This is a genomic window from Glaciecola sp. SC05 (genome assembly GCF_041380235.1).
GTDB lineage: Bacteria > Pseudomonadota > Gammaproteobacteria > Enterobacterales > Alteromonadaceae > Glaciecola.
Map to the genome: position 1 here is coordinate 80,154 of NZ_JBGIYY010000002.1, position 24,445 is coordinate 104,598.

At 44.1% G+C, this 24,445-nt stretch carries 21 protein-coding genes; 17 read left to right on the forward strand and 4 right to left on the reverse strand.

All coding sequences use genetic code 11. The features are described 5' to 3' along the window. Window positions 1-5: 5 nt before the first annotated feature. Entirely contained in the window at window positions 6-4,208 is a 4,203-nt protein-coding gene (locus tag AB9H30_RS02105) for a S8 family serine peptidase (RefSeq protein WP_371192969.1), read from the reverse strand. A 308-nt stretch (window positions 4,209-4,516) separates the two neighbouring features. Between AB9H30_RS02105 and AB9H30_RS02110 the strand changes: the two genes are divergently transcribed. The 9 genes from AB9H30_RS02110 to AB9H30_RS02150 all read left to right on the forward strand — a co-directional run bounded on the left by AB9H30_RS02110 (window position 4,517) and on the right by AB9H30_RS02150 (window position 15,833). Then, window positions 4,517-5,704, forward strand: coding sequence for a thiamine pyrophosphate-dependent dehydrogenase E1 component subunit alpha (locus AB9H30_RS02110; RefSeq protein WP_371192970.1), 1,188 nt, complete (start codon window positions 4,517-4,519; stop codon window positions 5,702-5,704). After that, a complete protein-coding gene (locus tag AB9H30_RS02115) occupies window positions 5,704-6,681 on the forward strand; it encodes an alpha-ketoacid dehydrogenase subunit beta (protein ID WP_371192971.1) in 978 nt (325 codons plus the stop codon). The genes AB9H30_RS02110 and AB9H30_RS02115 overlap by 1 nt, the downstream gene beginning before the upstream one ends. 11 nt (window positions 6,682-6,692) lie before the next feature. Next, window positions 6,693-8,348, forward strand: coding sequence for a dihydrolipoyllysine-residue acetyltransferase (locus AB9H30_RS02120; RefSeq protein WP_371192972.1), 1,656 nt, complete (start codon window positions 6,693-6,695; stop codon window positions 8,346-8,348). Between the two features lie 198 nt (window positions 8,349-8,546). Further along, on the forward strand, window positions 8,547-9,458 hold the full coding sequence (locus AB9H30_RS02125; RefSeq protein WP_371192973.1) for a 23S rRNA (adenine(2030)-N(6))-methyltransferase RlmJ: 912 nt from the start codon (window positions 8,547-8,549) through the stop codon (window positions 9,456-9,458). A 37-nt stretch (window positions 9,459-9,495) separates the two neighbouring features. Then, window positions 9,496-11,346: a protein kinase gene (locus tag AB9H30_RS02130; RefSeq protein ID WP_371192974.1), complete on the forward strand. Its 1,851-nt coding sequence runs from the start codon at window positions 9,496-9,498 to the stop codon at window positions 11,344-11,346. Between the two features lie 65 nt (window positions 11,347-11,411). Then, a complete protein-coding gene (locus AB9H30_RS02135) occupies window positions 11,412-12,272 on the forward strand; it encodes an acyl-CoA thioesterase domain-containing protein (RefSeq protein ID WP_371192975.1) in 861 nt (286 codons plus the stop codon). 13 nt (window positions 12,273-12,285) lie between these two features. Then, on the forward strand, window positions 12,286-12,807 hold the full coding sequence (locus AB9H30_RS02140; protein ID WP_371192976.1) for a gamma carbonic anhydrase family protein: 522 nt from the start codon (window positions 12,286-12,288) through the stop codon (window positions 12,805-12,807). Window positions 12,808-13,342: 535 nt separating this feature from the next. Continuing rightward, a complete protein-coding gene (locus AB9H30_RS02145) occupies window positions 13,343-14,482 on the forward strand; it encodes an alanine--glyoxylate aminotransferase family protein (RefSeq protein ID WP_371192977.1) in 1,140 nt (379 codons plus the stop codon). Window positions 14,483-14,603: 121 nt separating this feature from the next. Beyond that, the gene (locus AB9H30_RS02150; protein WP_371192978.1) at window positions 14,604-15,833 is read left to right on the forward strand and encodes a nucleoside recognition domain-containing protein; all 1,230 of its coding nucleotides are present in this window, start codon (window positions 14,604-14,606) and stop codon (window positions 15,831-15,833) included. Window positions 15,834-15,852: 19 nt separating this feature from the next. Here AB9H30_RS02150 and AB9H30_RS02155 read toward each other — a convergent pair whose 3' ends face one another. The 3 genes from AB9H30_RS02155 to AB9H30_RS02165 are packed head-to-tail and all read right to left on the reverse strand — an operon-like array spanning window position 15,853 to window position 18,046. Then, complete coding sequence (locus tag AB9H30_RS02155; protein ID WP_371192979.1) at window positions 15,853-16,299, reverse strand: thiol-disulfide oxidoreductase DCC family protein; 447 nt, start codon at window positions 16,297-16,299, stop codon at window positions 15,853-15,855. Continuing rightward, window positions 16,299-16,943, reverse strand: a complete 645-nt coding sequence (locus tag AB9H30_RS02160; RefSeq protein ID WP_371192980.1) for a nucleoside triphosphate pyrophosphatase — start codon at window positions 16,941-16,943, stop codon at window positions 16,299-16,301. The genes AB9H30_RS02155 and AB9H30_RS02160 overlap by 1 nt, the downstream gene beginning before the upstream one ends. Then, a complete protein-coding gene (locus tag AB9H30_RS02165) occupies window positions 16,943-18,046 on the reverse strand; it encodes a calcium/sodium antiporter (protein ID WP_371192981.1) in 1,104 nt (367 codons plus the stop codon). Before AB9H30_RS02165 ends, AB9H30_RS02160 begins: the two co-directional genes overlap by 1 nt. 107 nt (window positions 18,047-18,153) lie before the next feature. On the opposite strand from AB9H30_RS02165, the gene yceD reads away from it, so the two are divergent. The 8 genes from yceD (at window position 18,154) to fabF (ending at window position 24,362) form a co-directional block, all read left to right on the forward strand. Beyond that, entirely contained in the window at window positions 18,154-18,675 is a 522-nt protein-coding gene (yceD, locus tag AB9H30_RS02170) for a 23S rRNA accumulation protein YceD (RefSeq protein ID WP_371192982.1), read from the forward strand. Between the two features lie 9 nt (window positions 18,676-18,684). Continuing rightward, complete coding sequence (gene rpmF / locus AB9H30_RS02175) at window positions 18,685-18,855, forward strand: 50S ribosomal protein L32 (RefSeq protein ID WP_371192983.1); 171 nt, start codon at window positions 18,685-18,687, stop codon at window positions 18,853-18,855. A gap of 16 nt (window positions 18,856-18,871) precedes the next feature. After that, window positions 18,872-19,888, forward strand: coding sequence for a phosphate acyltransferase PlsX (plsX, locus tag AB9H30_RS02180; protein WP_371192984.1), 1,017 nt, complete (start codon window positions 18,872-18,874; stop codon window positions 19,886-19,888). Between the two features lie 4 nt (window positions 19,889-19,892). Next, window positions 19,893-20,852, forward strand: a complete 960-nt coding sequence (locus AB9H30_RS02185) for a beta-ketoacyl-ACP synthase III (protein ID WP_371192985.1) — start codon at window positions 19,893-19,895, stop codon at window positions 20,850-20,852. 62 nt (window positions 20,853-20,914) lie between these two features. Beyond that, a complete protein-coding gene (gene fabD, locus AB9H30_RS02190; protein ID WP_371192986.1) occupies window positions 20,915-21,832 on the forward strand; it encodes an ACP S-malonyltransferase in 918 nt (305 codons plus the stop codon). A 9-nt stretch (window positions 21,833-21,841) separates the two neighbouring features. Next, window positions 21,842-22,579, forward strand: a complete 738-nt coding sequence (gene fabG / locus AB9H30_RS02195) for a 3-oxoacyl-ACP reductase FabG (protein WP_371192987.1) — start codon at window positions 21,842-21,844, stop codon at window positions 22,577-22,579. Between the two features lie 218 nt (window positions 22,580-22,797). Beyond that, window positions 22,798-23,037: an acyl carrier protein gene (gene acpP / locus AB9H30_RS02200; protein WP_214449853.1), complete on the forward strand. Its 240-nt coding sequence runs from the start codon at window positions 22,798-22,800 to the stop codon at window positions 23,035-23,037. A gap of 80 nt (window positions 23,038-23,117) precedes the next feature. Beyond that, the gene (gene fabF / locus AB9H30_RS02205; RefSeq protein ID WP_371192988.1) at window positions 23,118-24,362 is read left to right on the forward strand and encodes a beta-ketoacyl-ACP synthase II; all 1,245 of its coding nucleotides are present in this window, start codon (window positions 23,118-23,120) and stop codon (window positions 24,360-24,362) included. Window positions 24,363-24,445: the final 83 nt, after the last annotated feature.

Sequence of the window (24,445 nt, forward strand, 5' to 3'; positions counted from 1 at the left end):
AGCGCTCAACGGCCCCGAGAGTTCTTCGCAACATTGATTGGCCTGCGTAAAGCGGCAAGAACGCTTAATAAAAAGAGCCATAGCAACGAAGAACCGCCACCACCGCTACTTCCGGTATTAATCGGCGTTTGGGTCAAATTGATGCTGACCGAATCTGTTACGGTGTTGATGCCGTCTGATACCGAAATACCATAGCTGACTGTCGTTCCGCTGCGCGGTGTGGTGGTGCTAAAGCTGTTGCCGATTACGCCGTTAATGCTTATCGTCAAAACATCACTCTCAGGATCGCTCGCATTTACGGTAATGGTAATTTGCTGTCCACCGCCAGCGGCACTGGGAGCGCTTATCGAATCTATCACAGGCGGTTCATTGTTGATTACGTTCACGGTAAATGTAGCACTGGCAGTATTACCATTACCGTCACTTGCTTGAACATCAAAGCTTAGCAGGCTGTTTTCATCTACATTTGGCGCGTTGAGGGTGGATATACCTCCGTTTTGACTTATTGTTACGGCAGGGCCAGCTGTTTGTGTATAATTTAGGGTGATATTGTCTTGGTTCGGATCGCTTACTGTAATCGGCACTACTAAGGCTTGACCCTCAAACACGTTTAAACTGGCACTCGGGTTACCGTTAAAATCAATGGTTGGACTGCCCTCTACCTGCACTAATGTAAATGTTTGAGCCTGTTGTTCGGTATTGCCGGCACGACCCTGTATTTCGCTGGAAAGATTCACAGCTATAGGTCCTGGACTGCCAGTTTGATCTATATTTAAATCGAAACTCAGTAAGGTGCTAGCTCCATCAGAGCTGAGTTTATTTGCGACAAAGCGCAAGCCATCAGGAAGTATAGTGCCGGCGCCGAAATTAGTGAAACGTGTGCCAGTAATCTCAGGAATAGTGATCACGTAGCTTCTCTCTTCATTCGTTGTATTTCCTGAGACTAATACACCTAGGCTTACGGTATCGCCTGCACTGACTCTGGCGGCGTCTCCAGTGATAACGATATCATCGTCACCTCGAGTAATATCTACAGCTATTAGACCAAGATTATCTGGCCTCTCTGCGCTGGTGCCCATCTCGATGGCACCATAAAAGTCGTCATCTAGCGCGGCATCGTCAAGCTGGTGCAGTATACGCATATTAAAGGGGACGTTTGCAGAAAGCGAGCTAGGTGCTTGGGCTGCTAAACTATTATCTTGTTGGCTTGTGACCACTGCATATCGAAGCTCAAAGCTATCGGTCGCACTAGCACTAGCGGTGAAGCTTTGAACCACAATAAAATATCGACCGGCATCAGGTAAGTCGACTTGAATTTCCTCAGTTGAATCACCCGATTGGCTGGCGGCAATTTCCTCAAACCCTGACAGCACACCATCATCGTTATCGTCAAAAACGAGATACAGGTCTAAATCGGGTGCACTTGAGCCAACCAGCTCAACAATTAAGCGCTTCGCAGCTTGCTCAACAGCTATTTCAGTGATTACCACGCCATCATTAAGGTTATCTACATAATCGGAGTTGTCTGAATCTTGGCTGACTTCGCCAAATACTTTTGTTGCTTTCGTTAATGCGTAGGGCGTTAAAATAAAATTATTTAAAGTAATAGCATCGATATCTTCAATTAATATGCTATCTGCATCTCTTGTGGCAGTTGCTGTAACAAGCGTAGGGATGTCGCCAATTGACGGTAAAACACTTACTGGCAAATGAAGGTCAGGGGAGTTGTTAGAAGACAGATTGACTTGACCAAACACATATCGATTTTTGTCGGCATTTATGGTGTCTATACTGACTTCAATTATTTGTGTTTGCCCAGCTTGAATAGAAAAAGACGTGGGGCTCACGGTAATGTTTAATCCGACCTCTGTGGTTTGTCCACTGACGTTCCATACGCCGTCTTTAGTTGCGGTAAATGTGCGCGTCCAAGTGCATACAGTTGCACATTCATTGTCTGTAATACTGGGTAAATTGAGCGTTCTTGGATCGCCACCTCTAGCTGGCTCAGCGGCAATATAGCGGGCGCTAGTTTCATCAAGTACTAAGCCAGTTTGTGCAGCTAAATCTACCCGAATGCGCCCTGAGCCCATGTCAAAAAAGTCAGCAGGAGTACTAGCATCTTCTCTTCGCACAGACGTGACAGCGGTCATAGCAAGGGCAGACCTTATATTGTCTGGCGTCCAATTCGGATGTAAGGACTTTAACAGAGCCGCTGCGCCGGCCACATGCGGGCTCGACATTGAAGTCCCCGATAAATAGTTAAAATCGCCAGCAGGGGCCTCGTGACCATCATGCCCAAAACGCTGATCAGCGTAGGCAGAATAGATATCAACACCGGGAGCTGTCATGGTTGGGTTTAGAGTGCTGATTGTGGTGTTTGGGCCTCTAGATGAAAAACGGGCAAGTACGTCAACACGCGCTTGGTCAATGTTTTGAGCGGCACTGCCTTCAGTTATTGTAACGCGATGCCCAATTCCAGAAGCGAGCCATTGTTTCAGCGCATCGCCATCGTCTGCATTAATATGAATACCGGGAATGACGTAAGAATCGTTAGCTAAGAAGGTTTCGCCGCCCTGTATATTTGCCAATATATAGCCAGAGGCTCCTCCGGCTCGGACATTTTCTGCCTTTTCTACTCTGGCAATCTCGCCTCTATCACACACTACAATTAAACCATTAAACGTGTTTGCTGGAAATGGCTCTAAACATTGGGCAGAATCATTAGTAGGGTCGTTTGAATTAGTGAAGTCGCCAGCATATACGACAGCTCCAGTAATCGAACCAGTGTTACTCTGACCGATAATATCGCTGGGAGTCGTTAAACCGCCTCTAAAATTGGTGATCTGTTTGATAAGGGCATTTTGCCGACCGTGCTCACTCGCTGCAACCGAGGTATACCAGGGTGAATGTTTGACCGAACTAGACACTCCCGGACCGCTGTTACCAGCTGAAGTTGCTACAAAAATTCCTATACTTTGAGCAGTCAGAAAAGCACTCTCAGTTGAATCTCGCCAAGGGTCTCCACCTCCGCTGATTGAAAAGTTGATAACATCTACCCCGTCTCTAATCGCATCTTCTATGCCTCGGTTAATGGCTGAGCCTGGGCAACCCGCATAAGTGTCGTTTTGGTCAGCGCGACCAACAAAACATACTTGATAGGAGATAAGATTTGCTCTGGGAGCGACACCCGATATTTGCGCAAAGGTAAATCCGGTTGGCGTACCGTCTGATTCTATTTGACCTTGTGTTGGCAACGTTTCCGGTAAGTTATTTAGCACGTTGCCAACGGCTGTTGCTGCAACATGAGAGCCATGACCGTCATAGTCTTCGCCATTGCGTGGTAAATTGGGGGGAAAAACATCTGTATCTGAATAACTGTTAGTGATATTTGGGTAGCTATACACACCAATAAGCTTGTTGTTGCAGAGTTCAGGAAACTGTCCAGCACAATCACCTAAGTAAACGCCATCACCCAATGGGTTAGTGTGTACATAGCCGTCACCACTTCGTTCGGCAAAGGACGGGTGGTCTGAATTAATTCCCGAATCTATAATACCAACTACAACTCCTTCGCCTTGAGTTTGGGGTAAGCTGCCTATGTTGCCTTCCCATAACTGCGGAGCACCAACTAAAGTCGGTCCTTGATCAGTGTTTTTTCTATATATAGTCTCACGGGTAATTTTGGTGATTTTTGGATGAAGAGACAATCGTTGTGCATCGGCTTGGCTTAGACGTAAGGCTACACCGTTTAAAACATATTCATATTGTGTAACGAGATTATCATTAAGGTTGTCAATGTCATTTAAGAATGCCTGCTGATATTCTTGCAAATATTGAACGTGCGACTTTATATTTTGTTGCTGCTGAAATTTAATCGACTGTCCGCGTCCGCGACTTTGTTCAAGGGAATGACGCAACGCGGGAACTTGCAATACAGATGGAGCGTTGAGCTCTACGATATAGGTATACTTGCCCGGAGGGAGAGTCGGTTCGAAAACAAACTTAGCGCTAGTACGGTTGTGATTTTTGTCTTGATTAACATATTGCTTTCTGACCACATGCCCGGGAGTCTCTAGTAAGCCATCTATACCGCTGGATTGTGGCGCTATCTGCAGAGGATGATGGCCTTTTGGGCCTCCAGCATTGTGCGCCTGTGTAGTAGATCCTGAAACCAATATCAAGCAAAGGCCAAAAACAGCTTTATTCATCTAGCTCTCCGAAAAACGTTTTGTGTGGTGCTGTTAATATTTCTTCGCACCAGACATTAACTATCATTCATTGTAATACATCAACACGAGGAAAAAAGAAAACTACCATTACCATTCTTTAATGAAATGTTTGTTTAAAGATACAAAAAAGTAACAAATAGGATAAGTGTTTTAATTTAGAGGCTAAATTAGAACACTTGTTCCTTTTATTTCATTCTCTTTTCAATTATTAGCAATGCTAAGTGAACAAAGCTTGTCTAATATAGTAGGCATCATAATACATTTACGTGTCTACTTTGGATTGAGTTATGCAAGATAGAAACCATCTTTCAGATGTGAATATCATTCATGAAGCAAAGATTATTACAAACGGTTTGCTCGACATTCCCATGCTTCAGCTTGTTGATGAAAACGGCAAAGAAACTAATGATTCAAGCTTACCTGACATAAGCCAAGAAATGGCTCAGAAGATTCTCGAGTCTATGCATTATGTTCGCCTTTTAGATGAACGCATGATCGGCGCGCAACGTCAGGGGCGTATAAGCTTTTACTTAGCCTGTCGTGGTGAAGAAGCTGCAACTGTCGCCTCGGCCGCCGCGCTAAGCGATAAAGACATGATTATGTCGCAATATCGAGAGCAGGGCGCTTTAGTATTTCGAGGCTATACGACCGAACAATTTATGAATCAGATGTTTAGCAATCAGCTTGACCCGAACAAAGGTCGGCAGATGCCAATCCACTATGGCGATAAAGCGCTTAACTTTATGACTATCTCGTCACCGCTAGGAACGCAAATTCCACAGGCCTCTGGCTACGCTTATGGGCAAAAAATGTCAGGCGAGGCGGCAATAACTATCTGTTATTTTGGCGAGGGTGCCGCTTCGGAGGGTGATTTTCATGCTGGCCTTAATATGGCGGCAGTTCTAAATTGTCCTTGTATTTTCTTTTGTCGAAACAATGGCTACGCGATTTCTACGCCTTCACATGAACAGTTTGCTGGCGATGGCATTGCCTCAAGAGGCATTGGGTATGGCGTAAAGACTATTCGTGTGGATGGTAATGACGTGTTAGCGGTTTTCCAAGCGACACAATTAGCGCGCAAAATAGCACTTGAACAGAACTGCCCAGTATTGATTGAAGCGATGACCTATCGCTTGTCTGCGCATTCTACTTCAGATGATCCAAGCGGCTATCGCAGCAAGGAAGAGGAAGAGCAATGGGCTAAAAAAGATCCGGTGCTGCGATTTGAAGCATGGATGGACAGTAAAAAATGGTTTGACCAAAATGCCATTGATGCCTTTAAAGATGAGACTCGTGCTGAAATATTGAATGCCCTGAAGGTTGCCGAAAAAGTACCGGTAAATCCATTAGAAGATATTATCGAAGATGTATATGACACCCCACCATGGCATTTACAAAAACAGCTTGATGAACTCAAAGCGCACGTCAAAAAGTATCCTGAGTCTTATCCGAAGACTTCTGGGAGGGACGCATAATGGCGCAAATGAACTTACTACAGGCTATCAATAACGCATTGATCACCGCTATGGATGAAAATGAACGCGTCATGGTGTTTGGTGAAGATGTTGGTCATTTTGGTGGTGTATTTCGTGCAACCTCAAACCTTCAACATAAATATGGTAAAGGCCGCTGTTTTAATACGCCACTTACCGAGCAGGGGATTATTGGCTTTGCAACAGGCTTGGCATCGCAAGGTTCAGTGCCGGTTGCTGAAATTCAGTTTAGTGATTATATTTTCCCAGCTTTTGATCAAATTGTGAATGAAACAGCTAAGTTTCGCTATCGCTCAGGCGGGCAATTTAGCTGCGGCACGCTAACTATCCGAACGCCGTACGGCGGGGGTATTGCAGGCGGGCACTATCATTCTCAGTCTCCAGAAGCATTTTTTGCCCATATCCCCGGAATGAAGGTGGTTATTCCTCGTAATCCTTATCAGGCTAAAGGCTTGCTACTGGCCTCTATACGAGACGATAATCCAGTGTTGTTTATGGAGCCAAAGCGCCTATATCGTGCCGCCGTGGGCGATGTTCCAGAAACAGATTATACGCTCGAATTGGGCAAGGCAGATTTAGTGAAAGCGGGCTCCGACATTACGCTGTTAGCATGGGGCGCTCAAGTTGAAATCGTCGAAAAGGCGGCAGCCATGGCTGAAGCTGAAGGTATTTCGTGTGAAATTATCGACTTACAAAGTATTTTACCGTGGGACGCGCAAGCAGTGTGCGATTCCGTATATAAAACAGGGCGTCTATTAATTAATCACGAAGCTCCGCTAACCGGTGGTTTCGCCAGTGAAATTGCCGCCACAATTCAGCAAGAGTGTTTTTTATATCTTGAGGCGCCAATTGCTAGAGTTTGCGGATTAGATACGCCTTATCCACTGGCGCACGAGAAAGAATATATGCCTGACCACTTAAAAACATACGAAGCCATCAAACGCACTATGGATTATTAGGAGAGATTGTAATGACTGATTTTATCTTACCTGATATCGGTGAAGGTATCGTGGAGTGTGAGTTGCTTAAATGGTTAGTGGCTGAAGGTGATGTGATTGTTGAAGATCAGCCAGTTGCCGAAGTGATGACCGACAAAGCCACGGTTGAAATCCCAGCAATGTATAACGGTGTTGTGCAAAAGCTGTATTATAAAGAAGGAGATATTGCCAAAGTACATGCTCCGCTCTTTGCAATGAGACAAGATGGGGAAATCCAGCCAGATGCCTTTGCCGCGCCGATAAACAATGAGCATTCAAAAGCGCATGGCAAGGCCGATAGTGCACCTAAGGCAGAAAGCAAAACAGAGTCATTTCTATTGCCAGACATTGGTGAAGGAATTGTTGAGTGCGAGATTGTCAAGTGGAGCGTGGTCGAAGGTGATCACGTTGAAGAGGATCAAGTTGTCGTTGAAGTCATGACCGACAAAGCGGTAGTCGAAATTCCCGCAAAGTATGCGGGGGTGGTTACCCTGTTACATTATAAACAAGGCGATATTGCAAAAGTCCATTCTCCTTTGTTCGATCAACTGATTTCTTCTGATCTTGGTACTCAGCAGCACTCGGACGCTGCGAATACATCTAAAAATTCTGATGGACAAAACGTTGCGTCACAAAACAATAAAGCCAGCATCTCTAAAAGTGCAGACCAAAAAGCGGTGCACGACAAATTTGCTGCAAGTAAACAGGGTGAAAATTTCGAGGCTCCGGTGGATTCAGCTCGCGCTATTGCCAGTCCTGCCGTGAGAAGACTTGCCCGCGAACTCAACGTAGCTTTATCTAATGTTGCAGGCTCCGGTAAAAAAGGACGGATCTTAAAATCAGATTTGCACCAATCTTTAGAAACTGTCAATGACAAGACTAGTGCCGCCAATGCATCAACAGCGCAGCAATCAGTCGACGTGACTCAACCTCCGGTTATGCTTGGCGACAGGGTAGAAGCGATAAAAGGCATTCGAGCTGCAATGGCCAAGCAAATGCTAGCCAGCGTGAGTACCATCCCGCACTTTACTGTGAGTGATGAATTGCTTATGGATAATTTGATTGCGCTGCGTGCAAGCCTAAAACCAGAGTTCGAAAAACAAGGTATTAAGCTTAGTTTTATGCCGTTTTTCATTAAAGCATTGTCGTTGGCGATGCTCGAGTTCCCGGTAATTAATAGTCGCTTAAACAGCGATGCAAGCGAGCTAACATACCTCAGCAGTCATAATGTTGGTATGGCGGTAGATTCCAAAATTGGTTTGCTTGTACCAAGCATTAAAAATGTCCAGCATTTGTCACTTAAAGAAGTGGCGGTAGAAGTCAATCGTATTGTTGAGAGCGCCCGCATAGGTAAACTTTCGAATGCGGATTTAAGTGGTGGCAGTATTAGTATTTCGAATATAGGGGCGATTGGTGGCATTACAGCAACACCGGTGATTAATAAGCCAGAGGTGGCAATTGTGGCGCTAGGGAAAACTCAAAAACTACCGCGCTTTACCGATGATGGCAGTGTGATTGCACAAAATATAATGATGGTGAATTGGTCAGGTGATCATCGCGTGATTGACGGTGCAACTATGGTTAAATTTAACAACCTATGGATGGATTATCTTGCTCACCCTCAAAAAATGCTGGTTAACTTAAGATAGCGCGGTCTGCTAAGGCTCAGCATTTTGGGTAATTACTGCACAATGCTGAGCTATATTTCAACTTATTATTCCTATCGCGTATCAATATCTAGCATTGAAACCTTGCCTAAAGTAGCATGCTAACACTCGAAATTGACAGCCCCAAATGTTTGCAGGCTCAGATTTCTATTTAGATATTTGGTCTTAAGGATATATGACTTGCTAAGTTATCAACATGCGTTTCATGCTGGCAATCATGCTGATGTTTTAAAACATATCGTATTGATTGCCGTTCTCGAAAAGTTAAACAAAAAAGCTAAACCCTATTTTGCACTGGATACTCATGCCGGCTCTGGCCTCTATGATTTAAGCAATGTGCATGAGAAAGCTGACGCTACCGCGTTCGACAAGCTTAACAGTCTGTCAGAGAACACCTATTCTAATAATATTCCACTGAACAAATACATCAGTCTGATTAGCGAACTTCAGGCAAAATCAATTTACCCAGGCTCACCCTATTTAATATCGTATTTTGCAAGAGAGCAGGATAAGCTTCACGCAAATGAACTGTCTGCAGGTATGTTCAATGCGCTAGAAGACACTGCAAAAATATGTAAAGTACAAGGTCAAACATTGCAACTGCATCAGCGCGATGGATTTGAAGTTCTCAAGGCGCTTACCCCGCCGGTGCCGAATCGCGGAATGGTGCTAATTGACCCTCCTTACGAACAAGCTAAAGAGTACCAAGACCTTGTCGATGCAATAAGTGATGTGCTGAAAAAATGGCCAAATGGCACCTACATGATTTGGTATCCGCTGTTATCTGCGAGTCGTATTAGTAGAACTACAAAGCAAGTAGAAGATAATCCCAAATCAGGCTACAGTGCAAATATGCTGCGCAAACTCGCTAATTTGACCCAACAAAAGTGCTCCGGTGGCCTGCTCACTGTGGAGTTTGCAGAACGGGCGCCAAATGAAAAGACGGGAATGTATGGCTCAGGCATCTGCTTGATCAACCCACCTTATCAGATTGAGAAGGACTTAAACGAAGTGTTAGCGGTCCTGAAATTAGACCTAAGAGCAGATAACAACGATTTAAGTGGGCTGAAATGGTTGGTGAAACCCGAATAATTTACCTGCATTTATTGCGATATCAGATTGGAAGCAAATGAAAGAAATTGGCCTTAAACACTTTTATATACCCGACGATCAGTCGGTATATTTGCTATCGCACAAAGATGCGAAACGTTTAAAAGACTGGTTTAAGCTTTGTGAATCTCAGCTTCGTAAACTTGGTTATGCCAATATTAAAATTATTGGTAAAGGCGCTTTTGGTTTTGCATTTAGCGGCAGGTCGCCTTTAGGCGAGTCGCACGTGTTTAAGTTCTCCAGAGCAACCTTGCCTCAGCATATTCAAGACCGTTTAGAAGAAGAGGCTTATATGCTTGGGCTGGTGCAGCATCCGTCTGTGCCGCAACTCATTCAATTTCAAAAAATCAAACGTCAATCCATCTTAGTTATGCAATTGGCCCCTGGCTATGACTTAGAGCAGTATTCGCTATCTCAAGGTCCGCTACCGGTAAACGAGCTGGTAGAAATATTAGTGCAGCTTTGCGATATTTTACTGGCACTGCGACAGCATCAAAGCAACGGCAGTAAAAAGCCGATTGTACACGGCGATGTAAAGCCTTCGAACTTAGTGTGGGAGCCAGAGCAAAAGATTCTATCTCTGATAGATTGGGGATCGTGCGTATTTGCGCAAGTCGACGAACATCAGCAATATGTTGGCGACAATGTCATGGACTTAATGTCGGGCGACTTACAGCAAACAAATGCGAGGCTCGGTGACGTGTATTTTATCGGGGATGATCAGCTCGACGGCAAAATGAGTTCGCCTCGTTTTGATGAGCAAGGCTTAGCAAGCACAATTTATGCGTTAGCGAGCGGTCAGTCGTCTCGCTTTGGGCGTAAAGCGATTACACCTTTAAGTTTAGGTTTACCCCAGGCACTTGCCGAATGTTTACACGCGATGATGAGCGATGAAGCGAGAGTGCGAGAGCAGGGCGGGGATTGGCTTATGGCAAACTATCATCACCTGTCACGCCTAGTCTTTGCTAAACCGAAGCCAGACAGCAAAATTTGTATGTTGCCAACGTGGATTAGCGGCACCAAAAAAGATATTGAAACGGTTGTTTACAGCTCCCGTAAATCATTTTTGCGTCAGCAATCGGGAATTAACGTTGAGGATTTAAACTATCTTAACGATGAGCAGTTTGAACGCTATTATAAAAACTACCTGCAAGGCATGGGGGAAACCGAGAAAGGGTTTATATCTGCGGTTAGTCGATTAGGCAAATACCCTGTTGTAGGGGGCTTAGCAATAAAGTGGGAAAAAGACGGAATATATGTTGATTCGAGTCTCAAACTCTATGATCCGAGCCTTCAAGTGTCGTTTGACCGCTCAGTTGATAACATGATTGTGCTCGCACGAGCGATTAATCGCAGCGGAATATTCAAAAGTTGCATGTTCAATGCTAAAAACACCCTCCATTTTGAGCGAGAGGATGAACAAACACCGTTTTCACCATTGGTAAAAGACAATATCCCCTATGATCTGAGCAAAAAATCTATCGTCGAAAATGAAACCAGAACCCATTCATATTTTGAGGATGGTGATGATCCTGACGAATTTTTAAAACTGCCGCTGCCGCTTATCGAATGCCTCAAAGAGTTGAACAGTATTCATCATACCGGCTGTATAATTTTTGAAGCTTTGCCAAAGCATCTTAAGATCCATAATTATTTTACTTTGCTTGATCATGAACAAGAAGCGACCTTTGCACGTATTTTAAAAGACATTATTGCGTTAGTCCCACATATCGACGGCTTGGGTATTTCTGGTTTCATGAAATTACCTTATAAAGACACTCGCACCTATGAATATCAAGAGATGATGCCCACAAGGTTTTATCCTCGAAACCCGCACCAACTTGAACAAGGTCAAAGTCAAAGTGCATAACACTGATTATGGAATAAAGCGTTGAAGTATTGTCTGTCACATTATAGCCAATTTGGAGAATGCCATTGTCTGACGTAAGGCTCGCACATTTATTTGACTTAGAACAGCTAGAAGCGGGTTTATATCGCGGAGATTCTTGGGACCTTGGTTACCCAGCGCTTTTTGGTGGGCAAGTGCTCGGCCAATCGGTCATGGCGGCATATCATACTGTCCCACAAGAGCGGGTCATTCACTCTTTTCACTCTTACTTTTTACTGCCCGGTGATGCAAGTAAGCCTGTTATCTATGACATCGAGAATGTCCGAGATGGCCGCAGTTTTTCAACCCGAAGGATTAAAGCCATCCAAAACGGGCGCAATATTTTTTATATGACGGCTTCATTTCAAATACCCGAAGAGGGCTTGACCCATCAACACGGACAAATGCCAGTCGCGCCAAAGCCAGAAGATGTGACCCAAGACTTACAATACTATGACGATAACGTTCATAAAATTTCTGAAAGGATGAAACAAGCATTAAGCTATCATCGCCCGGTGGATATTCGCACCATCGGTGGTGCGCACTCCTTTAGAGCCGTTAAACGTGAACCCAAACGCAACCTTTGGATGCGTGGCAGAGACCCATTGGACGAGACCCTTTCGATACACCAAGCTTCACTTGCCTATGCATCAGACTATCATTTTTTGTCTACAGCGCTTCAGGCTCATGGTTTAGCCGCTCAGGATAAAAGTCTGCGTATGGCTACTATTGACCACGCTATGTGGTTTCATAAACCCTTTAAGTTTGATGATTGGCTGCTATATGAAATGGAAAGTCCGTTTAGTGGTAACTCTAGGGCACTTGTGCAAGGTAAGATCTATAATAAAGAGGGTGAGTTAGTAGCGACCTCAGTTCAAGAAGGCTTAATGCGTCAAATCAAAGATTAAACTTGGAGAAACTATGTTGTATTCATTAGATAAAGACCACGTAATCAAAGACAACTCAGCTTATGTCGCACCGGGCGCTCAGGTTATCGGTAAAGTTAAATTGGGCGCCAATTCCAGCATATGGTTCAATACCGTTGTGCGCGGCGATTGTGAATTGATTGATATTGGCGCGGGCAGCAATATTCAAGATTTGTCGGTATTGCACACAGACTATGGTTTGCCGTTACTTGTTGGCAAGGGCGTTACTGTTGGGCATAAAGTGATGCTGCATGGCTGTACGATTGGCGATTATTCGCTGATTGGGATTAATGCGGTCGTGCTTAATGGTGCAAAGATTGGCAAGTACTGCGTAATAGGTGCAAATAGTTTAGTCACTGAAAATATGGTTATCCCTGATAATTCACTAGTAATGGGCAGCCCCGCAAAAATTGTAAAAACGGTAAGTGAGGCGCAGCAAAGTCATTTAGAGGCCTCAGCTAAACACTATCAGGAAAATGCGCAGCGTTTTATGGCAGGTTTAAACCCACAGCAATAAACAGCAATAATAGACTCTTTATCCTGGTAATAGCTGGGCCAGAAAGAAAAAGGCCCGGAACAAATGTTCCAGGCTTAGGGGATGGCTCATTTAAGAGCCTTGCGCTAACTATAAAAACGAAAATCCATAGAATCCCGCTCAAGACTCCAACTGCTAAAAATCGTCAATTACTTCCATTAGATGGGAGAAGCGTTTACAAATACTTTACAAGACGGATAACTATAGCGCAAAACAGGATATAAAATAAATAGCTTTTTGATAATATTCACAGAATTATGCGAATTTGTTCTGTTATGTCCATGGCTTTTCCTTAAATAATACATATTATTCAGCATCATAGAGCTTTTTAATTCACAGGTTTTACCAGTTTCCTCACCGCTTATTCACAAACATATCCACAGATAATCAATGTATAACAAGTGCTTTTACATAAGCGTTCGTTATTTCCAATATCAAACATATTTTCTATCTTTATAGTGGTCTCGAAACTTTTGCTATGTAATCATAAACAAAATTACTTCTTTTAGGTTTTCTTATGGCTCAAGTCCTCGACGCGATCACTACATTTACGCCAAAACAACGAACACTGATGGGTCCTGGGCCCTCTGATGTAAGCGCAAGAGTGCTAAACGCTCTCAGCAGACCGACCTTAGGGCATTTGGACCCTGACTTTATTGGTTTGATGGATGAAACAAAAGCGCTGCTACAATATGCCTTTTGCACTGAAAATGCGCTAACCATGCCGCTATCTGCCCCCGGCTCAGCTGGCATGGAGGCTATGTTTGTTAATCTTATAGAGCCTGGCGACAAAGTTATTGTCTGCATAAACGGCGTGTTTGGTAATCGCATGAAAGAAAACGCTTTGCGAGTAGGGGCTGAAGTAATTACCCTCGAAGACCCTTGGGGCGAACAAAGTAAACCCGAAAAGTTAGAAATGGCGCTCAGGCAGCATCCGGATACCAAAGCCGTGGCTTTGGTGCACGCTGAAACCTCTACTGGCGTGCGCAATGATGCGCAACTGCTGTGCCAAATCGCCAAGCAATTTAACTGTTTAACCATAGTTGATGCCGTGACATCACTGGCAGGAGTCGAGCTAAGAGTAGACGATTGGCTAATAGATGCGATTTATTCCGGGACGCAAAAATGCTTGTCCTGCGTACCGGGCTTGGCACCTATTTCGTTTAGTGACAAAGCCGTAAAAGTCATTCAAAGCCGCAAAAAACCTGTACAGAGCTGGTTTTTAGATATGAATTTAGTGGTGGGGTATTGGGGACAAGGACAAAAACGCGCTTATCATCATACCGCACCAGTGAATAGCGTATATGCACTGCACGAAAGCTTATTAATGTTGCACCAAGAAGGCCTCGAGAATAGTTGGCACAGACATGCCGAAATACATCAAAGTCTAAAATTAGGTTTGGAGGGGATTGGACTAGAAATGGCAGTGGATGTGTCTTATCGCTTACCTCAATTAAATTCGATTCGGATTCCCGAAGGAACGGATGACGCCTTGGTTAGAGCGACATTATTAAATGACTATAACCTAGAGATAGGCGCGGGTTTAGGCGAGTTGGCGGGCAAGGTTTGGCGTATTGGATTGATGGGTTTTGGCTGCAATCAACATAACGTAGATTACTGCGTGCAGTCTTTAGCAAAGGTTTTAAAGCGCATTTAACAATAATAATTTGCGGTCTCCTTGTATTTTATAAGGTGTTTCGCTTCGCAACCTTGTTAGTTTTGCTGTTTATGTCGTAGACTTAAAGACTATGGCCTATAACAAAAACTAAAGAGGGCACATGCTTCATAAAATTTGGCTTGGTTTCATTCTCAGCGCTTTTGTTGCCACCTGTTACAATGTGTTCGTAACTGGAGACTTCGGTTCATTTGAAGAGGTAATGACAGCGGTCAACAGCATGGCCCGCACAAGTGTCGAAATTGCTATCGGTCTGATTGGCTTGCTCGCGTTTTGGTTAGGGATATTCAAAGTTGCCGAACATTCAGGCCTTGTAGCTAAATTTTCTAAAGTGCTTGCGCCGTTATTGTGCAGAATAATGCCTGATATACCTCGCGATCACCCCGCGCTTGGCAGTATCACAATGAATATGTCGGCGAATATTTTAGGCCTAGATAACGCAGCAACTCCTTTTGGTATAAAAGCGATGCAAGATATGCAGACGCTATCACCTGTGAAAGACACCCTAACTGATTCTCAGATACTATTTTTAGTGTTGAACACCTCCTCTGTGACCTTATTTCCAATCGCGGTGTTTCTGTATCGCGCCGACGCCGGTGCAGCTCAACCCACTGATGTGTTTATACCCATTCTGTTAGCCACTAGCTGCTCAACGCTAGCAGGGTTGTTTGTGACCTGCGCCGTACAAAGAGTGAATTTATTTAACCGCGTAGTGCTTACTTATTTGGTGGGTGTATTTAGTTTGTTAGCGGCGATTATTCTATATTTTTCAAAACTGGCGTCAGAACAACTTGCTGCTCAATCAAGCTTAATTGCTAACTTCGCGTTATTCCTTTTTATTGTGGTGGTGCTAATTGCTGGCTATCGTAAAAAACAAAATACCTATGAATTGTTTGTTGACGGTGCAAAACAGGGTTTCGAGGTAGCGATTAGCATTATTCCCTATTTGGTGGCCATGTTGTTTGCGATTGGTATGCTCAGAGCGTCAGGCGTAATGGAAATGGTCACCGGTGGGGTTGCCTCAATGGTCGCCATGGTGGGATTAGATACTATGTTTGTAGACGCATTGCCTACCGCCTTTATGAAGCCTCTCAGTGGCTCAGGCGCCAGAGCACTGATGATTGAAACGATGCAGTTTCATGGGGCTGATTCTTTTGTCGGCAGGCTAGCTTCGGTTATGCAGGGCTCCACTGAAACCACGTTTTATGTGTTAGCCGTTTACCTTGGAGCAGTAGGTATTAAGCACAGTCGATATGCAGTGGGTTGTTGTTTAGCTGCGGATTTAGCTGGCATCGTTGCTGCAATCTTGGTTTGCTATTGGTTTTTTGCTTAGGGTTTGTTGGTCTTTGCTGCTACAAAATAAATTTAGATTTTATTGCTTCGCTGGGCAGCAGGCAGCTATCGGCTTTTCCAAACAAACGATAGCGGTTTCGGGCAATTAAGCGATAGCCAACATCACGAATCGCCTTAGGTACCCATTTAAAGACTCTCAACAGTCGCCACGCGCCGCTGAAAGAGCGGCTGATTTCTAATGCTGCATCGCTTTGTAAATAGAGCTTTTGGTCCTTCACTAGTATAAACGTATCTTGCACTAGGTGCTCTACATCATAGTGCTGCATAAGTGTTTGCGCATACTCACTTTGTAGCGGCGAAAAGAGAAAAGAATCATATTTATCCCTTTTAATAATAAACTGTACAGATTGATTGCACAGATAACACACACCGTCGTATATCACGACTGCTTTATTGGGGCCATCCGTAAAATGCTGTGATTGACTGGATGCTGGTGTTTTATGCATTAGGCTTGCTCTGCATACTGCATTTGAAGATCAAGAACATCAATCCCTATGTTGTTTAACAGCTCTATCAAAGCCATTAACGGCAAGCCGATTAAGGAATTATGGTCACGCCCAGAAAAGCTCTCAAACAAGCTAATGCCGATGCTTTCTGCTTTAAAGCTACCCGCGCAATCAAAGGGTTTATCAATCTCAACATAATTGCGGATCTGTGCGCTACTGAGTGTTCTGAAATTTACGCTATAGCTCTCTACAATAGTTTGTCGCTGACTAGCGTGTGAATTTGCATAATGACTTGGTGCGAAAACGCTCAGCGCAGTATAAAAATGGAGAGTCTTACCACTGTATGTGGATAGCTGCGCAATCGCATTTTGTGCGTTATAAGGCTTGCCTATTGGTGTTTGAGTACCCGCTAAACAGGCGACTTGGTCACTGGCAATAATAATATGCTGGGGATACTGTTCGGAAGCTTTTTCTGCCTTTGCTGCACTGAGTCGTTGCGCAAGCTGTAGCGGTAATTCGTTTATTTTAGGGCTTTCATCAATATTCGGTGAGTAGCTATCAAACTTTAGCCCAATTTGATTTAGCAAGTTGGCTCTGTAAGGGGAGGAAGAGGCCAGTAAAAATTGAGGAAGCTTAGAAAACATTAATGCTTGTCTCTTTTGTTTCGCTCTCTGCAATGTCTATATGCATCGAATGCGATAAGCAGCGCGGCTATGGGAATGAGCACATAAAACAAGAGGGCATAGAGCATACTTACACTCGGGTGAGCGTTGGCATTCATCCATAAATAGAGGCTGTAAAGCATATACATTGCCAAAAAGAAAAATCCCTCTTTGCGGTCGATTAAATATCCGCTGAAAGCAATGGGTAAACAAAACAAGGCAAAAACAATCAGAAAAGGAAATTCAAATTCCAAAAGCCCAAGACTGACTGGAATACCTGCCGATGAGACAAGGCCTGTCACGCCGAGCACTGCCACCAGGTTAAAGATGTTGCTGCCAATAATATTGCCCACTGCAATATCTCGCTGTTTGTTAAATACTGCAATCAAAGATGTCACGATTTCCGGTAAGGACGTGCCAATAGCTAATACAGTAAGACCAATCAGCAGCTCGCTGATGCCAAGCATTTTTGCAAATGCTACAGACGAAGAAACTAAAAGATTAGAGCCAAATGCTAATCCAGCGATGCCGCCAATAACGAGCACCATGTTTATTACAAAAGATTGAGCAAAAGACGCCTTAGGCTTTTTGTCTGTTGAAATGTGATCAAGCGTCGCGCTTACGCCTGAATCATTTGGCTCAGTATTTTTACTTTGCTTCAATAGCAGCATCAAATAAGCAATCAGCAATATAATCAAGATTAAGGCATTGAATCGGGAAATAAGCTGATCGAGTGCAAATAGGTAAACCAGCAGGGTCAACGCGAGTAAAATAGGAATATCTTGTTTGACAAGTTGAGCTGACACTTTAAGCGGTAGTATTAGCGCACACAAGCCCATAATAAATAGAACATTGAATAAATTACTGCCGATAACGTTGCCTAAGGCCACATCGGTTTGCTCAGTTAAGGCGGCTTGTACGCTTACCGCTAATTCAGGAGCACTAGTGCCAAACGCAACGATTGTTAAGCCAACGATTAAGGGCGGAATACCATAGTCAGTAGCAAGCGCGACTGCGCCTTTGAGTAACACTTGCGCTGATATAATCAGCAGTAACAGGCCGACAGCAAATTCGATATAAATCATCTTGAGAAACAGCTAAAAAATATAGTGCGTAAATTATGGCGTATCTGTACGGAAAAGATAGGAAATTCTTTGACTATAATAGCTCAAGCCTATATCATGCGCGCGCTATGGCAAATGTGAAACTACCTAAACGTCTTGATCCGATCAAAAGCGCACAAATACGCTCGTCTTACGAGGGTGTGTATGTTGCTAGAGATATGCAGCGGCTCAATGACATGGTAGATTCGATATTATCTGAAGTATCGGTGAAAGTTGAGTTTTTAAAAGACGCGCAGAGTCTTACTTATTTTCAAGGTACGCTTGCAGTACAGGTAATGTTAGTATGTCAAAGGTGTAACCAAACCTATCCATATAATGTGGATACGGAGTTTTGTTTTTCGCCCGTGCAGGGGAGTGAACAAGCGGACACGTTACCCGACGCTTATGAACCGGTAGAGGTAGATGACCACGGAGAAGTCGATCTCTTCCAATTATTAGAAGACGAATTGATTTTGTCCTTACCCATTGTAGCGCTTCATGCAGATGAAGAATGCAAGGTAAAGGCAGAGGATATGAGCTTCGGAAAGATCGAACCGGCAACTAAGCGCGAAAACCCATTCGCGGTTTTAAAAGAGCTTAAGCGAGATTAGGAGTAACCTATGGCGGTACAAAAAAGTAAGAAATCCAGAGCAAAGCGCGGCACACGTCGTTCTCATGACTCATTAACAGCCAAGACAATGTCTGTTGATTCGACCTCTGGTGAAACTCATCTACGTCACCACGTGACTGCAGATGGTTTTTATAAAGGTAAAAAAGTCATCGAAATCTAAGGCTTAGGTCTTTTCGATGATTACTATTGCGTTAGATATCATGGGGGGCGATCGCGGCCCCCATGTTTTTTTGCCTGCGATAAAACGCGCCCTCGATAAACATTCCCATCTTGTTGTTATTATTTGTGGTGAACAGCAAGCTCTCGATAACATCTTAAGTGAGCTCAGTGCGCTGCAGCAAAAGCGTGTGAAACTGCGTGCGTGTTCTCAAACCGTTGATATGCGAACCAAACCCACAGTTGCTTTGCGCAAAATGAAAGATTCAAGTATGCGTGTGGCCATAGATTTAGTGCACAATGAGCAGGCCGATGGCTGCGTTAGCTGCGGTAATACCGGTGCATTAATGGCAATGGCGTACCACGTTCTTAAAACTATCCCCGGTATATCCCGTCCAGCCCTAGTATCCGCTCTGCCTACAGCAACAAAGCAAAAAGTATTGCTATTGGATTTAGGCGCATCCATCAACTACGATGCCGAGAATCTTTTGCAATATGCGGTAATGGGCTCGGTGTTGATGCAGCAAGTTGAAGGGCTAGAATCCCCTCGCGTAGCATTACTCAACGTGGGTGAAGAGGATATCAAAGGCCATTCTTTAATTAAGCATGCTGATTTATTGGTCAAACAATGTGAAAGTGTCAACTATATTGGTTATGTGGAAGGGGACACCATATTTTCAGGTGATGTAGATGTAGTGGTAACCGATGGATTTACCGGCAATGTTGCTTTAAAGGCAAGTGAAGGTATTGCGAAGTTAGTGGTAAGTGAAATTAAATCCATCACACAAGAAACATGGTTTGCTAGATTTATAAGCAAACTTACCCTGCCATTGTTAAAAAGTTTGTATCAACGCATGAACCCCGACCAGTATAATGGCGCGAGTCTGATAGGATTGCGCGGCACTGTGGTTAAAAGCCATGGCAATGCATCTTCCGATGCTTGCTTTTATGCGATAGAGCAAGCAATTGCCGAAGTCACGCAAGGTGTACCTGATAAAATAAAAACAATAATAGAACAAGAACTAATGGAGCATTAAGCTTATGTATTCACGCATAAACGGGACCGGAAGCTACTTTCCGAGCGAAGTGCGTAGTAATGCCGATTTAGAAACCATGGTTGATACATCTGATGAATGGATTATGGATCGAACTGGCATCAAAGAACGCCGAATTATTGGTGAGCATGAAACCGCTGGAACGATGGGAGCGGAAGCTGCGAAGAAAGCCCTAGAAATCGCGGGCTTACATGCTTCAGATATCGAAATGATAGTTTGCGCCACCACCAGTGGCCGATACGCGTTACCTAGTTCGGCCTGTGAAATCGCAAAAATACTAGGCATCGATAACATACCTGCCTTTGACGTAGCGGCTGCGTGTGCAGGCTATTGTTATGCACTGAGTGTTGCCGATCAATACATAAAAAGCGGCATGGTTAAGCGAATTCTGGTGATAGGAACCGATTGCTTGAGCCGTATGATCGATCCTGCGGATCGCAGTATGATTATTCTGTTTGGCGACGGCGCCGGCGCTACGATTATTGAAGCTAGCGACACGCCAGGGATTTTATCCACACATATCAACGCAGCTGGCTCATATGGAGATCTGTTAACGATCGGACATGTACAGCATGGCAGTGAAGCCTCACTGCATGAGAACTGGGGTTCGATGAAGGGTAATGAGGTATTCAAAGTTGCGGTAACCAAGCTTAGCTTGATTGTAGAGGAAACACTCACTGCAAATAATTTACAAAAGTCCGATATAGACTGGCTCGTTCCGCATCAAGCCAACTTTCGAATTATTAAAGCAACCGCTAAAAAATTAAACATGTCTCTGGATCAAGTGGTCATAACCCTACAAAATTATGGCAATACGTCTGCTGCGACGGTGCCGACAGCGCTGGATATTGCAATTAGAGACGGGCGGATTCAACGCGGCCAAAATCTTTTGCTCGAGGCCTTTGGTGGTGGTTTTGCTTGGGCCTCTGCTTTAGTTAAGTATTAACAATAAGCCTATTTTAAGATTATTAACGATAATAAAAATACTATGTTGAAAGGAAATTAAGTATGAGCAAGTTAGCCTGTGTTTTTCCAGGGCAAGGCTCTCAGTCTGTGGGCATGCTTGCAGAATTGGCCAATCATTCTGGGCTTGTAAAAGATACGTTTTCTGAGGCATCTGATGCACTCGGCTACGATCTATGGGACCTTACGCAAAACGATACAAACAATACCTTACACCAAACAGAGGTAACGCAACCGGCATTGCTAACTGCAAGCTATGCCGCTTGGCGTGTCTTATTAGCAGAAGGCTCAATCTCGGTTGACTACCTTGCCGGTCACAGCTTAGGCGAATATTCTGCCTTAGTTGCGGCAAAAGTACTCTCGCTATCCGATGCTGTTAAATTAGTCGAAGCTCGTGGGCAATATATGCAATCAGCGGTGCCGGAGGGCACCGGCGCGATGTATGCGATTATTGGTTTGGATGACGAGATTGTTGTTCAGATTTGTAAACAAGTATCTACAGACACCAATATGGTTGTTTCGCCGGTAAACTTCAATTCACCTGGGCAAATCGTGATTGCGGGTAACGAAGAAGCGGCGGATATTGCTGGAGCTGCGTGTAAAGAAGCGGGTGCCAAACGTGCTTTACCATTGGCAGTGAGCGTACCTTCTCACTGTGCGCTTATGAAGCCGGCTGCAGAGCAGTTGGCAGACTTGTTATCATCAATGCGGTTTTCACAGCCGCAATATGCGGTAGTGAACAATACTGATGTACGTATTGAAACCTCTGCAGATTCGATAAAGAAAGCATTGGTTAAACAATTGTATAGCCCTGTAAGATGGACTGAGTCGATTGAGTATTTAGTCAAGCAGGGCGTTAGCCGTATTATTGAAGTAGGACCCGGTAAAGTGCTGACCGGTCTTAACAAGCGTATTGATAAGTCACTTGAACTTTCAAATTTTAATTCGCCAGCAGACTTATAAGGGATATAGATGTTTGATTTAACGGGAAAAGTAGCTTTGGTCACCGGCGCGAGTCGTGGCATAGGTAAAGCGATTGCAATGCAGTTGATTGAGCAGGGTGCCACCGTGGTTGGCACTGCAACCTCAGAAAAAGGTGCTGAGGCAATATCTGCTTATATTGGTGAAAACGGTCAAGGTATGATGCTTAATGTTACTGACGACGCATCGATTGCTGCTGTATTAGCGGCGCTTACCGACACCTATGGCGCTCCTGATATTTTGATAAACAACGCAGGGATCACACGAGATAATCTGATTATGCGCATGAAAGACTCAGAATGGGATGAAATCATGCAAACCAATTTAAACTCGGTATTCAAATTATCAAAAGCAGTAATGCGTGGAATGATGAAAAAGAAAAATGGCCGAATTGTGTCAGTTGGTTCAGTCGTCGGCTCAACAGGAAACGGTGGGCAAGCAAACTATGCTGCAGCCAAGGCCGCAGTGATCGGATTTAGTAAATCGATGGCTAGAGAGATTGCATCTCGCGGAATTACTGTTAACGTAGTGTCACCTGGATTTATTGATACCGACATGACAAGAAGTTTGACGGATGACCAAAAACAGGCAATATTTAGCGATATACCTGCTAATAGATTGGGTCAACCAGAAGAAATAGCTGCGGCTGTTGGTTTTTTATGCTCTGAAGCGGCTGCCTATATCACTGGAGAAACAATCCATGTGAATGGTGGCATGCATATGGCGTAAGTGTCTGTATTTAATTATATAATTACTTACAAATTTTAAAAAATTGATGTATTTTAGATAGACATTACAAAAATAGTTGCGCAGAATTTATGCGTAAAACAAGTGTTTGTGGTTTGACCACTGATAAAATTGGTTGTTAGACTTGCATGGTCACGGATAGGGCAATAAACTAACCGCGATAATTTTAAAAACAAGGTATGTTAAGGAAACCTGTCATTATGAGTAACATCGAAGAACGCGTAAGAAAGATCATCATCGAGCAGTTAGGCGTTAAAGAAGACGAAGTGAAGTCAGAAGCTTCATTTGTTGATGATTTAGGTGCTGATTCTTTAGACACAGTTGAGCTAGTTATGGCTCTAGAAGAAGAATTCGACACGGAAATCCCTGATGAAGAAGCGGAAAAAATCACTACCGTTCAGTCAGCAATAGATTATATCAACGCTAATAAAGACGCGTAAGCAGAATTATTAGAAAACGGCTCTCATTGGGCCGTTTTTTCGTTTCTATAACATAAGTTTTTTTACATTAGGAGGCTGTCGTGGCAAAACGTCGCGTAGTAGTGACCGGTCTTGGCATGCTAACACCGTTAGGTAATGACATTGATACCACATGGTCAAATATTTTGGCTGGTAAAAGCGGTATTGGCCCGATCACGCATTTTGACCCAGCCGACTTTAACACCCAGTTTGCCGGTGAAATTGTTGATTTTGATGTGGAAGCATATATTCCTAAGAAAGAAACGAAAAAAATGGACCGCTTCATTCAACTTGGCATTGCTGCAGGCATTCAAGCGTTGCGCGATTCAGGTATGGTGATTGATGCTAGTAACGCAAAACGCGTAGGTGTAGCAATCGGTTCTGGTATCGGTGGCTTAGGATTAATTGAAGAAAATCATAAAAAATTACTGACCAGCGGCGCAAAGCGCGTCTCTCCATTTTTTGTCCCTTCTACTATTACCAATATGATTTCTGGCTTTATGTCGATCATGGAAGGGCTGAAAGGCCCAAATTTAAATGTTGTGACGGCTTGTACCACTGGCGTTCACAACATAGGCATAGCTGCTAGGACAATTGCCTACGGTGATGCCGATGCAATGCTCGCGGGCGGCGCAGAATCAAGTATTACCCCATTGGCAATGGCTGGATTCGGTTCAGCTAGAGCACTTTCAACTCGTAACGACTCTCCACAACAGGCAAGTCGTCCCTGGGACAAAGACAGAGATGGCTTTGTGATGGGCGAGGGGGCCGGTGTAATTATGTTAGAAGAATATGAATATGCAAAAGCGAGAGGCGCGAAAATTTATGCTGAGCTAGTAGGCTTTGGCATGAGTGGCGATGCTTACCATATGACCTCTCCCCCAGCAGATGGAGAAGGTGCGGCAGATGCAATGGCAAATGCCTTGAATGATGCTGCTGTAGCGGCGAAAGATGTCGTTTACGTAAACGCTCACGGAACTTCTACCCCAGCGGGTGATGTTGCAGAAGTCAGCGCTATCAAAACAGTATTCGGTGAACATGCTTACAGTGTTAAAGTCAGTTCAACTAAGTCGATGACTGGGCACTTATTAGGCGCAGCCGGTTCAGTAGAAGCAATATTTACGATCTTAGCCTTGCGCGATCAAAAAGCGCCGCCGACAATTAACTTAGATGAACCCGGCGAAGGCTGTGATCTTGATTTTGTTGCCCATCATGCAGCAGATATCCATGGCAATTATGCTCTGTGTAATTCATTTGGATTCGGCGGCACTAATGGTTCAGCGTTATTCAAGCGGCTTGGGAAATAGCTTTCACCGTTACTTCTCTCAAAATTTGTCGAGCAAAGCATAATATTATGGTTTGCTTGACTGTGTTTTGGCGATAAACTGCC

Bases quoted from the DNA above. Each gene is read 5' to 3' on its own strand.
- AB9H30_RS02110 (WP_371192970.1), top strand. From the start codon at position 4,517: ATGCAAGATAGAAACCATCTTTCAGATGTGAATATCATTCATGAAGCA.
- AB9H30_RS02145 (WP_371192977.1), top strand. From the start codon at position 13,343: ATGGCTCAAGTCCTCGACGCGATCACTACATTTACGCCAAAACAACGA.
- AB9H30_RS02115 (WP_371192971.1), top strand. From the start codon at position 5,704: ATGGCGCAAATGAACTTACTACAGGCTATCAATAACGCATTGATCACC.
- AB9H30_RS02160 (WP_371192980.1), bottom strand. From the start codon at position 16,943: ATGTTTTCTAAGCTTCCTCAATTTTTACTGGCCTCTTCCTCCCCTTAC.
- AB9H30_RS02130 (WP_371192974.1), top strand. From the start codon at position 9,496: ATGAAAGAAATTGGCCTTAAACACTTTTATATACCCGACGATCAGTCG.
- AB9H30_RS02120 (WP_371192972.1), top strand. From the start codon at position 6,693: ATGACTGATTTTATCTTACCTGATATCGGTGAAGGTATCGTGGAGTGT.
- AB9H30_RS02165 (WP_371192981.1), bottom strand. From the start codon at position 18,046: ATGATTTATATCGAATTTGCTGTCGGCCTGTTACTGCTGATTATATCA.
- fabD (WP_371192986.1), top strand. From the start codon at position 20,915: ATGAGCAAGTTAGCCTGTGTTTTTCCAGGGCAAGGCTCTCAGTCTGTG.
- plsX (WP_371192984.1), top strand. From the start codon at position 18,872: ATGATTACTATTGCGTTAGATATCATGGGGGGCGATCGCGGCCCCCAT.
- AB9H30_RS02140 (WP_371192976.1), top strand. From the start codon at position 12,286: ATGTTGTATTCATTAGATAAAGACCACGTAATCAAAGACAACTCAGCT.
- yceD (WP_371192982.1), top strand. From the start codon at position 18,154: ATGGCAAATGTGAAACTACCTAAACGTCTTGATCCGATCAAAAGCGCA.
- rpmF (WP_371192983.1), top strand. From the start codon at position 18,685: ATGGCGGTACAAAAAAGTAAGAAATCCAGAGCAAAGCGCGGCACACGT.
- AB9H30_RS02155 (WP_371192979.1), bottom strand. From the start codon at position 16,299: ATGCATAAAACACCAGCATCCAGTCAATCACAGCATTTTACGGATGGC.
- AB9H30_RS02105 (WP_371192969.1), bottom strand. From the start codon at position 4,208: ATGAATAAAGCTGTTTTTGGCCTTTGCTTGATATTGGTTTCAGGATCT.
- fabG (WP_371192987.1), top strand. From the start codon at position 21,842: ATGTTTGATTTAACGGGAAAAGTAGCTTTGGTCACCGGCGCGAGTCGT.
- AB9H30_RS02150 (WP_371192978.1), top strand. From the start codon at position 14,604: ATGCTTCATAAAATTTGGCTTGGTTTCATTCTCAGCGCTTTTGTTGCC.
- AB9H30_RS02185 (WP_371192985.1), top strand. From the start codon at position 19,893: ATGTATTCACGCATAAACGGGACCGGAAGCTACTTTCCGAGCGAAGTG.
- acpP (WP_214449853.1), top strand. From the start codon at position 22,798: ATGAGTAACATCGAAGAACGCGTAAGAAAGATCATCATCGAGCAGTTA.